The organism is Bradyrhizobium daqingense, from assembly GCF_021044685.1.
In the GTDB taxonomy this organism is placed as follows: domain Bacteria; phylum Pseudomonadota; class Alphaproteobacteria; order Rhizobiales; family Xanthobacteraceae; genus Bradyrhizobium; species Bradyrhizobium daqingense.
The window spans coordinates 4,755,631-4,767,837 of the sequence record NZ_CP088014.1 but is presented as its reverse complement, the minus strand read 5'-3'; the positions used below and the strand labels follow the sequence as shown (position 1 = coordinate 4,767,837).

Sequence of the window (12,207 nt, the reverse complement as noted above, 5' to 3'; positions counted from 1 at the left end):
AAGTGGAATCCGCAATGCCGTGGGCAGGTCTGCGTCAGTCTAAAGCGCGATGGGAGCTGGATGAATTGTCATCGCGCTTTAGGTTGTTGTTTACGCGTGATCTTTCCGGAAAACCGCTGCGCACTTCCCGGATCATGCGTTAGCGCTGCACCACCGGCGGCGAGGACTGCACCGCGCCCTGCCGCGCCGGCGCGGGATTGGCGGGAGCAGCAGGATTGGCAGGCCGTGAGGGTTGCTTCTTCTGCTGATTGGGCCGCGCCGGCGTGGTCGCTGTCGGCGTATCGCCGGTCGCAGGCGTCGCGGCGGCCGGGGGCTGCGCGTCCTCGGCCGGCTCGACCGTATCGTTCTGGATCTGCTTCTCCATCGCGCGGAGCTTGGCGACGTTTTTCTGGTGCGCGTCGTAGGTTTCGGTGAAGGCGTGGCCGCCCGTGCCGTCGGCGACGAAGAACAGGTCGCGGGTGCGGGCCGGATTGGCGGCGGCCTCAAGCGAGGCGCGGCCGGGGTTGGCGATCGGACCCGGCGGCAGACCCTCGATGACATAGGTGTTGTAGGGCGAGGGCTGCGTGATCTCGCTGCGCTTGATCGGACGGCCCAGCGTGCCCTTGCCGCCGACGAGCCCGTAGATGATGGTCGGATCGGACTGCAGCTTGATCCTCTGCTTCAGGCGGTTGACGAATACGGCGGCGACGCGGCTGCGCTCGTCCGCCCTGCCGGTCTCCTTCTCGACGATGGAGGCGAGCGTGACCAGCTGCTCCGGCGACTTCACCGGAATGTCCTGGTTGCGGCGCTCCCAGATCTCGGCCAGCACGCGCTTGTGCGTCTGCTGCATGCGCTGGATCACCTGCTCGCGCGTGGTGCCGCGCGGGAACTTGTAGGTCTCCGGCAGCAGCGTGCCCTCGCGCGGCAGCTCACGCACGCTGCCGGTGAAGATGTCGTTGTCGGACAGCCGTGCCACGATCTGCTCGGAGGTCAGGCCCTCGGGAACCGTGACGGAATGCTGCACCACCTTGCCCTCGACAATGGTGGCGATGACGTCGCGCAAGGATGCGTTCTTCTGGAACGAATATTCGCCGGGCTTGAGATCCGAGCTCGCCTTCAACGCGGCGACGCTGGCGATGAACACCCAGGGATTGATGTCGGTGACGCCTTCCCTGTTCAGGGTCTCGGCGATGTCGCGTTTGCCCGCGCGCTGCGGGATGTTGACGATCTTGTCTTCCTTCAGCGGGCCGGGCGCTTCCAGCACCTGCCGGCCGTAATAATAGACGCCGCCGGCGCCGAGCATGGCGATCAGCAGCAGCGTGATGATGGCATTGCCGACCACCACGAACGGATTGCGCGCACGGTCCGATCGCTTCGGCGGCGGCGGGACCTGCTCGGGCTCCAGCGCTGCCCGCGGACTCCGGGGCGAAATGGGCGGCCTTTCACTCATCGAAGCAACCTGAATCCTGCCGGTTCAATCGCGGCCTGACAATCACTTGCCGAGCCAAATGCACGCGCCCACTTCTATGACTATCGCCGAATACGGCAAAACGGTGGATTCGTCTCAAATACAAACTAACTGGTCAGACGCCGGACGATCACCGACGCATTGGTGCCGCCAAAACCGAAAGAGTTCGACAAGGCGACGTTGACCTCACGCTTCTTCGCGGTGTGCGGCACGAGATCGATCGCGGTCTCGACCGACGGATTGTCGAGGTTGATGGTCGGCGGCACGACATTATCGCGAATCGCGAGAATGGCGAAGATCGCTTCGATCGCACCGGCCGCGCCGAGGAGATGACCGGTCGACGACTTGGTCGAGGACATCGCGACCTTGGAAGCGGCATTGCCGAGCAGGCGCTCGACCGCACCGAGTTCGATCTCGTCGCCGAGCGGTGTCGAGGTGCCGTGCGCGTTGATGTAGTCGAGGTCGGCAGCCGTGAGGCCGGCACGCTTGAGCGCCGCCGACATGCTGCGGAAGCCGCCATCGCCATCAGGCGACGGCGACGTGATGTGATAGGCATCGCCGGAAAGGCCGTAGCCGATCACCTCGGCGTAGATCTTCGCGCCGCGGCGCCTGGCGTGCTCGAGCTCCTCGAGCACCAGGACGCCGGCGCCCTCACCCATCACGAAGCCGTCGCGGTCCTTGTCGTAGGGACGCGAGGCTTTCTCGGGCGTCTCATTGAAGCCGGTCGACAGCGCGCGCGCAGCATTGAAGCCGGCAATGCCGATGCGGCTGATCGGCGACTCAGCTCCGCCGGCCACCATGACGTCGGCATCGCCGAGCGCGATCAGGCGGGCGGCATCGCCGACCGCATGCGCGCCGGTCGAGCAGGCCGTGACAACCGAATGGTTCGGCCCCTTCAGCCCATGCGCGATCGAGACATAGCCGGAGGCGAGATTGATCAGGCGGCCCGGAATGAAGAACGGCGACACCCGGCGCGGCCCGCGCTCCTTGAGCAGGATCGCGGTGTCGGCGATGCCGTTGAGGCCGCCGATGCCGGACCCGATCATGGTGCCGGTCGCGCACTTCTCTTCCTCGGTCTCGGGATGCCAGTTGGCATCATCGAGCGCCTGGCCGGCGGCAGCCATGCCGAAGATGATGAAGTCGTCGACCTTGCGCTGGTCCTTCGGCTCCATCCAGATATCGGGATTGAAAGTGCCGTTGGTACCGTCGCCGCGCACGACGGTGCAGGCGTATTTGGTCTGCAGATCGGAGACATCGAAGCTCTCGATCGGACGCGCACCGCTTTCGCCGTTGAGGATGCGTTTCCAGGTCGGCTCGACGCCACAGCCGAGTGGCGACACCATGCCAAGACCCGTGACGACGACCCGCCTCATATCCGAAAACTCCGTATCGAAAGATTCACGGCCAATAACAAGAAACCGGCTGACCGCTGGGAAGCGGCCCGTCCGGTTTCAATGTTGTCCCCGCGAAATGAAGAGCCTTAGCTCTTCGCGTTCTTCTCGAGAAACTTCGTGGCGTCGCCGACGGTGAGAATCGTTTCCGCGGCGTCGTCCGGAATCTCGCAACCGAATTCCTCTTCGAACGCCATCACCAGTTCGACGGTGTCCAGACTGTCGGCGCCGAGGTCGTCGATGAAGCTCGCGTTGTCGACAACCTTCTCGGGTTCAACACCAAGGTGTTCGACCACGATCTTCTTAACCCGCTCGCCAATGTCACTCATTGCTTAACCTCGTGTTGTTCCCTGTAGACCCGACCCCCCGGGACGATACGAGCCGTCGTGGTCGTTTGACTGCCTTCGCTTACGAACTTTGATTTGGCCCCATCCTAACCGATGCAAGGCCCGGCGAACGACGGCCAAGGCTCCGCATCGCCAATATACAGGGTTTCAAAAACCTGCAATGGCGTTCTTTGCCCATCCGTTGAAGGTCCGGTTATCACACTTCAATTGCCTTGACTACAAGCCTCATTTCACACCGAAAACGGCCGTTTGCCACATCCGGCACCAGCTCCATTGGGCGGCGCGGAATGAAGCGTCAGATCATGGCCATGCCGCCGTTGACGTGGATGGTCTGTCCGGTGACGTAAGCCGCTTCGTTCGAACTCAGGTAGACCGCGGCCGCCGCAATGTCCTCGGGCGTCCCCAGCCGGGCGGCCGGAACCTTGGTCAGAATCGTTTCGCGCTGCTTGTCGTTGAGCGCATCCGTCATCGGCGTCTTGATGAAGCCGGGCGCAATGCAATTGGCGGTGACGCCGCGCTTGGCGTATTCGGCGCCCAACGTCTTGATCATGCCGATCAGGCCGGCCTTGGACGCGGTGTAGTTGCCCTGCCCGGGATTGCCGGTGACGCCGACCACCGAGGTGATGGCGATGATGCGGCCGAAGCGCTTGCGCATCATCAATTTGGTCGCGGCACGCGCCAGGCGGAAGGTCGCGGTCAGATTGACGTTGATGACCTCCTCCCAGTCCTCGTCGCGCAGCTGCACGAAGAGATTGTCCCGGGTGATGCCGGCATTGGCGATGAGGATGTCGACCTGGCCCATGGCAGCTTCCGCTGCGGGCACCAGCGCCTCGACCTCGTCGGCCTTGGAAAGATTACAAGGCAGCACGAAGGTGCGCTCGCCAAGCTTGCCGGCAAGCTCATCCAACACCTCCTTGCGCGTTCCGGAGAGCGCGACGGTCGCGCCCTGCGCGTGCAGCGCCAGCGCGATCGCGCCTCCGATGCCGCCGGTCGCGCCGGTGACGAGCGCCTTTTTGCCAGTCAGATCGAACATCAATAACTCCTTTAGCCCTGCTTGGCAGCGGCCAATGCATCCTTGGCGGCGGCAATGTCGTTGGGACCACCGACCGCGACGCCGACGGCTCCGTCCGCGATGCGCTTGACGAGGCCCGTGAGCACCTTGCCGGCGCCGATCTCGAAGAACCGGGTGACGCCCTGCCCCGCCATATAGGCAACCGACTCGCGCCAGCGGACCGTGCCGGTGACCTGCTCGACCAGACGGCGGCGGATCTCGTCGGGATCGGTGATGGCGCTCGCCAGCACGTTGGAGACCAGCGGCGCCGCCGGCGGCTTGATCGTGACCTTCGCGAGTGCCTCCGCCATGGCGTCGGCTGCAGGCTGCATCAGCTTGCAATGGAACGGTGCAGACACCGGCAGCAGCATCGCGCGCTTGGCGCCCTTGCCCTTGGCGATCTCGACGGCGCGATCGACCGCGGCCTTGTCGCCGGAGACCACCACCTGTCCGCCGCCATTGTCGTTGGCAGCCTGGCAGACCTGCCCCTGCGCCGCCTCGCCCGCGACCGCCATGGCGGCCTCATAGTCGAGGCCGAGCAGCGCGGCCATTGCGCCGGCCCCGACCGGCACGGCTTTCTGCATTGCGAGACCGCGAGTGCGAAGCAACCGCGCGGTGTCCGAAATCGTCAGGCTGCCGGCCGCCGCCAGCGCCGAATATTCACCGAGGGAGTGCCCGGCCACGAAGGCCGCGTCCCGCCCGACGGAAAAATCAGCCTCGGCCTCCAGCACGCGCAGGGTAGCGATAGACACCGCCATCAGCGCCGGCTGGGCATTTTCGGTGAGCTGGAGGGTTTCGGCCGGGCCATCCCAGATGGTTGCCGTCAGCTTCTCACCGAGGGCGGCATCGACCTCATCGAATACGGCGCGCGCGACCGGAAAGGCGTCGGCCAAAGCCTTCCCCATGCCGACCGCCTGGGATCCCTGCCCCGGAAATGTGAATGCTGCCGTCATCGGCGCTCCCTCTTGTCGGGCATGATCCTCCTGAGAACCGGCAGCCGATTACGCGCGGCCGCGGGCCAAGGTTCCGGATCACGCTCCAAAGGGGGCCGTAGACACTGTCCGGGGTCGGACTGTCAAGCCAGGGATGGAAACCCACAGGCATTCAACCGGGATGAGGGTCCCTAGAATCCGCCGGCCGTCTGGTTGGCGTCGATCTCTGCCCCCGCCCGCGCGCGGCGCGCGCTGTTGACCAATGGCCCGGGCCGATCGTCCTGGTTCGGCTTTGCCGTCGCGAGCCGCAGCACTGCAGCGTAGCCCGGCTGCACCTCCATGCGGCCCGCGTGCCGGCTGGCGCTGAGCAGGCGATGCACCTTCGGCAGGTTGTAGCAGGGCACGTAGAACAACAGGTGATGCTCGAGATGATAGTTCACGTAATACGGCGCGATGAACAGCCGCTCGAGGAAATTGGCATGCGTGGTGCGGGTGTTGCGCAGGGGGTCATTGCTGTCGGGGACGACGGCATGCTCGGCGATGTTGCGGACACGGGTGATGACCATCATCCAGGTCAGCAGCGGCACCAGCCAGAGCAGCGGATAAGCCCACCACACGCCGGCCGCAGCGAGCGCCGCAAACATGATCGCATTGACCACGCATTGCGGGCCGAGCTTCTCCCAGAAATGCGCCGCCCGCTGCCGCCATGGCCAGTCCTTCGGCCCGAGCGCGTTGAGCAATTGCGCCTTGCGCTGCTGGTAGCCAGTCTGCCCGGTGATGTCGCGGATGAACTTGCGGCGGTAGCTCAGCCCGGTGATCGGAAACGGCGCCGACAGCACGAGATCGGGATCGTCCTCCTGCTGCGTGCGCGCGTGATGCTGCAAGTGGTAGCGCCGGTAGCTGCGCGTCTCCGCAAACAGCGGATAGGCGCAGAACCACTGGCTCAGCGTCAGATTGGTTTTCTCGTCGGCGGACAGGCAGCCATGGGCACCGTCATGCATGAGGATAGCGAGCCCGAGCTGGCGCGAGCCGATGATGGCGACGGCGACAATATAGGTGATCGGATTGGGCCACCACGCCACCAGTGCGATCGCGCCTGCGATCAGTGCCCAGGCATGCGCGATCAGCGCAATGCCTTTCCAGGTCACGCGCTGCCGCACGTCGGCCAGTTGATCGTCCGTCAGGAAATCGCGGGCACGCATGCGAAGCGCGGTCATGGCCTAACCCTCCCCATCCGATGTGGTTGACGTGCCGTGCTCCTCGACGAGACGCAGTCGCGCGGCTTCGCCCGTGGATTTCGCCTGCTCGCCGAGCACACGCAGCATCTCGGCGCAGAGCTCCTCCGGCGATCGGCCCATGGCGTAGCCTTCGAGGATGACACCGATGGCGACGGCCCAGAACCGCCGCGAGCTTTCGTCCGGCGCACGCAGGGAACGCCAGCCGTGCCGCTCGACCTGGCTCGCATAGGCGCGCGCGCCTTCGCTGTGCAGGCGCTCAATGGTGCGCTCGACCAACGGCGCGAGATCCTGGCGCCGTCGCGTCAGCGTCAAAGCTTCAGCGAAGAAGGCGACCGAATCGCCCACCGTGACCGTCTCGGCCAGCGCGTGGGTGTATTCCCGCGGCGTGCGCGCGGTCAGCGCTGCCTGCTCGGTCGCACGCGCGAGATACAGGAGCTCGCGGCAGGCGCATTCCACGAACAACGCCTCCTTGGTGCGGAAGTAATAGGTGATCTGGCTCGGGAAAGCGTTCGCCGCGGCGGCGATGTCGGTGATCGAGGCGCCCGAAAGTCCCCGCTCCCGGAATAGCGGGCTCGCCGCATCCAGCAACAGCGAGCGCATCTTGCGGCCTGCCGAGCGCGTGGCACGCGCCGCGTGCTTGGGGTCGCCGGCGCCCGCTTCGAACGGCACTGGGGCAGAATTGTCGGCCATTGCTCCTCCCGCGGATTTATTTGTATGCCATACAAACAAATAAATCAAGGGGTCGATCTCGCTCGCGTCCCCGCCGAAACTTGGCTGCCAACCTTGCAAAGCCGGCCAAAATCCGTATAAGGCGCGCATCCGCAGACCCCGGCCGGGAGCTGAACGGACGGTCTCAGCAAATCATTCGTGATTTTGGTGTGGCAGGGCCAGTCGGCCCGTCGTCCCGTGTTTCCGCCTTCTGAGCTTGATCCCAGAGTCCTTTCCGAAGGCCTCTTAAGGGTTTGACGCCGGGCGATGCGCCAACATGAGGAAAGGACGTCCATGCCTCTTTACGAGCATGTTTTTCTCGCGCGTCAGGACGCGAGCCCGCAGCAGGTCGAAGAGCTGACTGCGCAGATGACCGGTATCGTCGAAGGTCTCGGCGGCAAGATCACCAAGACCGAGAATTGGGGCGTTCGCTCCCTCACCTACCGCATGAACAAGAACCGCAAGGCGCACTTCGTGCTGCTCAACATCGAGGCGCCGTCCACGGCGATCGCCGAGATCGAGCGCCAGGAGCGCATCAGCGAAGACGTGATCCGCTATCTCAGCGTCCGCGTCGAGGAACTCGAGGAAGGTCCGTCCGCGATGATGCGCAAGGCCGACCGTGATCGCGAGCGTGACGATCGCGGCGGCGGCTTCCGCGGCGAGCGTGAAGGCGGCTTCCGTGGCGACCGCGAGGGCGGTTTCCGCGGTGATCGCGGTCCGCGCCGTCCGCGCGATGAAGCTGAAACCACGGATGGGGAGTAAGACCAATGGCTGAAGCTGGTGCACGCCGCCCGTTTTTCCGTCGTCGCAAGAGCTGCCCGTTCACGGGCGCCAATGCTCCGAAGATCGACTACAAGGACTCCAAGCTGCTGATGCGTTACGTCTCCGAGCGCGGCAAGATCGTGCCGAGCCGCATCACCGCTGTGTCCGCGAAGAAGCAGCGTGAGCTCGCCCGTGCCATCAAGCGCGCGCGCTTCCTGGGCCTTCTGCCCTACGTCATTCGCTGAGACGAATTCGGCCGGCGGCCGCAAGCGCCGCCGGTCGTCACTTGATCTGAACTCATAAGGCTTCCGGGTCGTCCGGTCGCCGATGGTTGGGGCGAAATGCCTCTAACCGCTCGAAGGGAGCGGGACAGCTGATGATGGCCTTTGTGCTGATAGCCTTGATCGCCGGCGCCGCGTCGGCCCTGATGTTCGCCTCGATCATCTCGGGCGCGCTGATCTCGCTCGTCCTGTTCTATCTGGCACCCCTGCCGCTGATGGTCGCCTCGATCGGCTGGGGACCGCTTTGCGCGAGCCTCGGCGGCATTGCCGCCGCGATCGGTCTCGGTGCCCTGTTCGGCCTGCCCTACTGCATCGCCTTCGCCGTCACGGTCGCCTTGCCGGCCTGGTGGCTCGGTCATCTCGTCCTGCTCGGTCGGCAGGTGGGGAGCCTCGCGCCTGACATCACCGCGCCGCAGGCCGAGCCCGTGATCGAATGGTATCCGGTTGGCCGCATCCTGCTCTGGATCGCGGGCTTCGCCGCGCTGACCACGATGGCGGCCCTGCTCACGCTCGGCACCGACGCAGAGACCATCACCGGTTCGCTCCGGCGGGGACTGATGCGCCTTCTGCGCGCCACCGACCCGCAAACCTCTAGCGAAGCTGGCCGGTTCGTCGACGTGCTGGTGCGCATCGCACCGGCGACCGCGACCCTCATCGCGATGCTGACGCTGACGCTCAACCTCTGGCTCAGTGCCAAAGTGACCGCGACATCGGGCCGGCTGCGCCGTCCATGGCCGGACATCAGGACGGCGGAGCTGCCGCCGATGACGCTGGTCGCGCTCTGCATCGCTCTCGCCTTCTCCTTTACAAGCGGCCTGCTCGCGATCGCCGCGCAGATCGTCGCGGCCGCGCTGATGATGGGCTATGCGATGACCGGTTTCGCCGTGCTGCACACGCTGACGCTGGCGCTCAAGAGCCGCACGTTCTGGCTCGGCTCATTTTACGTCGTCGTCGTCGTGTTCGGCTGGCCCTTGATCGCGGTGGTGATTCTCGGTCTTGCGGATGCCGTGTTCGGCTTCCGCGAGCGCTTTCTGCGCAGCCGGCAGCCGCCGCCGCTGCCGACCCCTTAAGTCCAACTCGAAAACTGCAACTCAAGACCACTTCAAAGGAGAACGAATATGGAAGTCATTTTGCTGGAACGCGTCAACAAGCTCGGCCAGATGGGCGAAGTCGTGAAGGTTCGCGACGGCTATGCGCGCAACTTCCTGCTCAAGCGCGGCAAGGCGCTGCGCGCCACCGCCGACAACCGCGCCAAGTATGACGGCATGAAGGCCGATCTCGAGGCACGCAACCTTGCGTCCAAGGCAGAAGCATCCAAGGTCGCCGAGAAGATCGAGGGCAAGAACATCATCGTGATCCGTCAGGCTTCGGAGGCCGGCCAGCTGTTCGGCTCGGTCAACGTGCGTGACATCGTCATCGCGTTCGAAGCCGACGGCGTCTCGTTGGCTCGCCCGCAGATCCAGCTCGACGCACCGATCAAGACCATCGGCAAGCACTCGATCACCGTTGCCGTCCACCCCGAGGTCGAGGTCGAGATCACCGTCACGGTCGCGCGCAGCCAGGACGAGGCCGAGCGCATCAACCGCGGCGAGGACATCTCCACCCGCAACGAGGACCGCGACGCAGCCGCCGAGGCGATCGCCGCCGCCGGCGAGTTCTTCGATCCGGAAGCCCAGCACGACGACGTCGCGCCGGCGCCGGCTGAGGAAGAGAAGTAAGCCACAAGCTCAACTCGTCATGCGCGGGCTCGACCCGCGCATCCATCCAGACTCTGCGCAAGAAGATGGATTGCCGGGTCAAGCCCGGCAATGACTACAGAGTGCCAATCAGCCCGGCTGCTTCACGCAGCCGGGCTTTTCGTTTTGACGTCCTCGCTCAGGATCGCGATCGAGGCCAGTGCGGTAGCCGTATGTTTCTCGACGCCGTCGCTGACGCAGAACACATCGGCCGCGACCACCGCGACCTGCCGGCCCGGCTTGATCACCTTTGCCCGACAGATCAGCTTTTCGCCGACCGCAGGCGACAACAAATTGAGCTTGTATTCCGCAGTCAGCGCCGGCTGGCCGCGCGAGGTGGCGGCCGCGATCGTCGTGGCGTTGTCGACCAGGAAGGCGGTGACGCCGCCATGGAAAAAGCCGTGCTGCTGAAGCAGCTCCGGCCGACGCTCAACGACGAGGGTGCAGGTGCCCCGCGCCAATTCAGACAGCTCGGCACCGACCAGGTTCATGAAACCCTGCAGGCCGACATTGGCGTGGATGCGCTCCGCAATCGGCGCGAACTCCGGATCAGCTTCGGCTCGCATGCAATCCCTCCTCATTGCTTGTTGATGCGATCGGGTGGCCGCAGTGCCCGGATGGCGCAGGCGATCAGCGTGTCGGCCTCGAGGCGCGGATCGGTGCGGTCGCGACCCGACAGATAAGCGCGGCAGAAGATCTGCGCCGGACCGATCAGCTGGCTGACGAACATCACTGGCGTCATCGGCAGGAGTTCGCCGATCGCAACCAGCGGCCCGCGCCAGCGCTCGATACCTTCGGCGAGACGCGCGTTCTGCACGCGCTGGGCCTCGCGCACGTCCTCGCCCCATTCGCTGCGCGAGATCTCGAAGAGATAGCGCGCCTCGCGCCGGCTGGTGACGACCCAATCGAGATGCGCGCGGATCAGGCGGCCGATGCCCTGCTCCACATCGGGCACGGGATCGAGCGCTGCCAATACCGCTGCGTGATAGTGCCGGAGCACTTCCAGGAAGAGCGCGCCGGCGAGCTCCTTCTTCGAGCCGAAAGCATGAAAGAAACTGCCATTGGAGGCGCGCGCCCGGGCGCGGATCGCCGCCACCGTTGCGGCCTCGAAGCCGACGCGGTCGAACACGACCAGCCCCGCCGCCAACAGGTCGTCACGCACGCTCGCCGTCATCGAAGCCTCCTGGAGCAACACTCTAGAGTACTGCTCTAGTCCTGGTCAAGACGACGCGGCGGCCGCGATGAAGCGGGCCTCCGCCACGATCGGACGGGCGCGAGTTGGTTACCGCGAGATCGGGGGCGCCGGCGGTCCGGAGGAGTCCGCTGGCGCTGCGCGCGGGGCTGCGGCGGTCGGAGGCGGCGACGATTCCTGCGGTCTGACCGCAGGTGCCGGTTCGGGGCTCGCGGCAGGCGCGGCCGGCTTGGGCGCAGCCTCTTCCGCCGGCTTCGGTGTGGTTGGTTCGGCCGGTTTGACGGCAGCTGGTGCAGCAGGCGTGACCTGCGGGGTCGGATCTGGGCGCGGCGCCGGCGCTTCGCTGCCGCGCGGCTCGGCCTTCGCGCTGTCAGGCTTGGCCTCGGGCTCAGACTTTGCGCTATCAGGCTTCGACTCGGCCTTCGGCTTGTCGTTGGCCGGCGGGCCGGCATCGACCTTCGGTGCATCCTCGGGCTTGGCGCGGCGCTTGGCCTTGCGTCCCTCGGGCGCTGCCTCGCCCCCGGACCGCACGCCTTCCTCGGCCGGTCGCGCGCTACGCTTCTGACGTGTGCCCTCTGCAGCTGGAGCTGCGCCTTCGGCTTCCGGCCTGCCGGCGTCCTGCGCACGCTGACGACGGCCCTGATGTTCAGGCGACTGGCCTGGAGCGGTGTTGGCGTCCTTCTTGCCGTCCTTGGCCTGGTAGCGGGTATCGGTCGCACCATTGGAGACGAGGTAGGAGGCGAGCACGCCCGCCATGTCCGAGCTCGTGGTGTAGTGCTGACGCAGGAAGCCCGGCAGCGAGCCCGGCGCCACCGACTTCAACAAGCCGCGCGGGCTCTTGTGGCAGACATTGCAAGTCTGGGCGAAAAGCTGGGACGGGGTCTTGCCGGCCTCGAGGTTCGTCGCCTGCGCAAGAACGGTGTCGGCTGCGCCGAAGCCGATCAGAAGCAATACCGTCGCGAGGCTGAGCGCTCGGCTCGACATTCCCATCATCTCCATGAATTCCGTGAATGCAGCCGGCAGGCGGCGCGGCGGCGGCCACCTTTTAACGGATTGAGCCGCGAATGGAAGGCTTCCCGCGCGCGAGGATGTGACTAAGCGATTTTGGAATATCGGCTGTGA

14 protein-coding genes are annotated in these 12,207 nt (G+C 65.5%); 4 read left to right on the top strand and 10 right to left on the bottom strand.

Going from position 1 to position 12,207, the window contains the following annotated elements:
• Positions 1-139: 139 nt before the first annotated feature.
• The 7 genes from mltG to LPJ38_RS22400 all read right to left on the bottom strand — a co-directional run bounded on the left by mltG (position 140) and on the right by LPJ38_RS22400 (position 7,096).
• Complete coding sequence (mltG, locus tag LPJ38_RS22430) at positions 140-1,429, bottom strand: endolytic transglycosylase MltG (protein ID WP_145632371.1); 1,290 nt, start codon at positions 1,427-1,429, stop codon at positions 140-142.
• Positions 1,430-1,554: 125 nt separating this feature from the next.
• Complete coding sequence (gene fabF, locus LPJ38_RS22425; protein WP_145632374.1) at positions 1,555-2,820, bottom strand: beta-ketoacyl-ACP synthase II; 1,266 nt, start codon at positions 2,818-2,820, stop codon at positions 1,555-1,557.
• A gap of 107 nt (positions 2,821-2,927) precedes the next feature.
• Positions 2,928-3,167, bottom strand: coding sequence for an acyl carrier protein (locus LPJ38_RS22420; protein ID WP_008551805.1), 240 nt, complete (start codon positions 3,165-3,167; stop codon positions 2,928-2,930).
• A gap of 313 nt (positions 3,168-3,480) precedes the next feature.
• A complete protein-coding gene (gene fabG, locus LPJ38_RS22415; RefSeq protein WP_145632376.1) occupies positions 3,481-4,218 on the bottom strand; it encodes a 3-oxoacyl-[acyl-carrier-protein] reductase in 738 nt (245 codons plus the stop codon).
• Positions 4,219-4,229: 11 nt separating this feature from the next.
• Entirely contained in the window at positions 4,230-5,189 is a 960-nt protein-coding gene (gene fabD / locus LPJ38_RS22410; protein ID WP_145632379.1) for an ACP S-malonyltransferase, read from the bottom strand.
• 170 nt (positions 5,190-5,359) lie between these two features.
• Entirely contained in the window at positions 5,360-6,385 is a 1,026-nt protein-coding gene (locus tag LPJ38_RS22405) for a fatty acid desaturase family protein (RefSeq protein WP_145632382.1), read from the bottom strand.
• 3 nt (positions 6,386-6,388) lie between these two features.
• Positions 6,389-7,096 (bottom strand): TetR/AcrR family transcriptional regulator C-terminal domain-containing protein, encoded by a 708-nt coding sequence (locus LPJ38_RS22400; RefSeq protein WP_145632385.1) that lies wholly within the window; start codon positions 7,094-7,096, stop codon positions 6,389-6,391.
• A gap of 312 nt (positions 7,097-7,408) precedes the next feature.
• On the opposite strand from LPJ38_RS22400, the gene rpsF reads away from it, so the two are divergent.
• The 4 genes from rpsF (at position 7,409) to rplI (ending at position 9,875) form a co-directional block, all read left to right on the top strand.
• Entirely contained in the window at positions 7,409-7,876 is a 468-nt protein-coding gene (rpsF, locus tag LPJ38_RS22395; protein ID WP_145632388.1) for a 30S ribosomal protein S6, read from the top strand.
• 5 nt (positions 7,877-7,881) lie between these two features.
• Complete coding sequence (gene rpsR / locus LPJ38_RS22390) at positions 7,882-8,121, top strand: 30S ribosomal protein S18 (protein WP_007592020.1); 240 nt, start codon at positions 7,882-7,884, stop codon at positions 8,119-8,121.
• A 131-nt stretch (positions 8,122-8,252) separates the two neighbouring features.
• Positions 8,253-9,227 (top strand): DUF2232 domain-containing protein, encoded by a 975-nt coding sequence (locus LPJ38_RS22385; protein WP_145632391.1) that lies wholly within the window; start codon positions 8,253-8,255, stop codon positions 9,225-9,227.
• A 48-nt stretch (positions 9,228-9,275) separates the two neighbouring features.
• Positions 9,276-9,875, top strand: a complete 600-nt coding sequence (rplI, locus tag LPJ38_RS22380; protein WP_008551835.1) for a 50S ribosomal protein L9 — start codon at positions 9,276-9,278, stop codon at positions 9,873-9,875.
• 122 nt (positions 9,876-9,997) lie between these two features.
• Here rplI and LPJ38_RS22375 read toward each other — a convergent pair whose 3' ends face one another.
• The 3 genes from LPJ38_RS22375 to LPJ38_RS22365 all read right to left on the bottom strand — a co-directional run bounded on the left by LPJ38_RS22375 (position 9,998) and on the right by LPJ38_RS22365 (position 12,069).
• Positions 9,998-10,459 carry a PaaI family thioesterase gene (locus LPJ38_RS22375; RefSeq protein WP_145632394.1) on the bottom strand — a complete coding sequence of 154 codons (462 nt, stop codon included), beginning with the start codon at positions 10,457-10,459 and terminating at the stop codon, positions 9,998-10,000.
• A gap of 11 nt (positions 10,460-10,470) precedes the next feature.
• A complete protein-coding gene (locus LPJ38_RS22370; RefSeq protein ID WP_145632397.1) occupies positions 10,471-11,067 on the bottom strand; it encodes a TetR/AcrR family transcriptional regulator in 597 nt (198 codons plus the stop codon).
• Between the two features lie 108 nt (positions 11,068-11,175).
• On the bottom strand, positions 11,176-12,069 hold the full coding sequence (locus LPJ38_RS22365; RefSeq protein ID WP_167520428.1) for a hypothetical protein: 894 nt from the start codon (positions 12,067-12,069) through the stop codon (positions 11,176-11,178).
• Positions 12,070-12,207: the final 138 nt, after the last annotated feature.

What these genes read in the sequence shown, in the direction of transcription:
- mltG (WP_145632371.1), bottom strand. Translation starts at nt 1,429, where the DNA reads ATGAGTGAAAGGCCGCCCATTTCGCCCCGGAGTCCGCGGGCAGCGCTG.
- LPJ38_RS22420 (WP_008551805.1), bottom strand. Translation starts at nt 3,167, where the DNA reads ATGAGTGACATTGGCGAGCGGGTTAAGAAGATCGTGGTCGAACACCTT.
- LPJ38_RS22400 (WP_145632385.1), bottom strand. Translation starts at nt 7,096, where the DNA reads ATGGCCGACAATTCTGCCCCAGTGCCGTTCGAAGCGGGCGCCGGCGAC.
- LPJ38_RS22385 (WP_145632391.1), top strand. Translation starts at nt 8,253, where the DNA reads ATGATGGCCTTTGTGCTGATAGCCTTGATCGCCGGCGCCGCGTCGGCC.
- rpsR (WP_007592020.1), top strand. Translation starts at nt 7,882, where the DNA reads ATGGCTGAAGCTGGTGCACGCCGCCCGTTTTTCCGTCGTCGCAAGAGC.
- rpsF (WP_145632388.1), top strand. Translation starts at nt 7,409, where the DNA reads ATGCCTCTTTACGAGCATGTTTTTCTCGCGCGTCAGGACGCGAGCCCG.
- LPJ38_RS22365 (WP_167520428.1), bottom strand. Translation starts at nt 12,069, where the DNA reads ATGTCGAGCCGAGCGCTCAGCCTCGCGACGGTATTGCTTCTGATCGGC.
- fabD (WP_145632379.1), bottom strand. Translation starts at nt 5,189, where the DNA reads ATGACGGCAGCATTCACATTTCCGGGGCAGGGATCCCAGGCGGTCGGC.
- LPJ38_RS22405 (WP_145632382.1), bottom strand. Translation starts at nt 6,385, where the DNA reads ATGACCGCGCTTCGCATGCGTGCCCGCGATTTCCTGACGGACGATCAA.
- LPJ38_RS22370 (WP_145632397.1), bottom strand. Translation starts at nt 11,067, where the DNA reads ATGACGGCGAGCGTGCGTGACGACCTGTTGGCGGCGGGGCTGGTCGTG.
- fabG (WP_145632376.1), bottom strand. Translation starts at nt 4,218, where the DNA reads ATGTTCGATCTGACTGGCAAAAAGGCGCTCGTCACCGGCGCGACCGGC.
- rplI (WP_008551835.1), top strand. Translation starts at nt 9,276, where the DNA reads ATGGAAGTCATTTTGCTGGAACGCGTCAACAAGCTCGGCCAGATGGGC.
- LPJ38_RS22375 (WP_145632394.1), bottom strand. Translation starts at nt 10,459, where the DNA reads ATGCGAGCCGAAGCTGATCCGGAGTTCGCGCCGATTGCGGAGCGCATC.
- fabF (WP_145632374.1), bottom strand. Translation starts at nt 2,820, where the DNA reads ATGAGGCGGGTCGTCGTCACGGGTCTTGGCATGGTGTCGCCACTCGGC.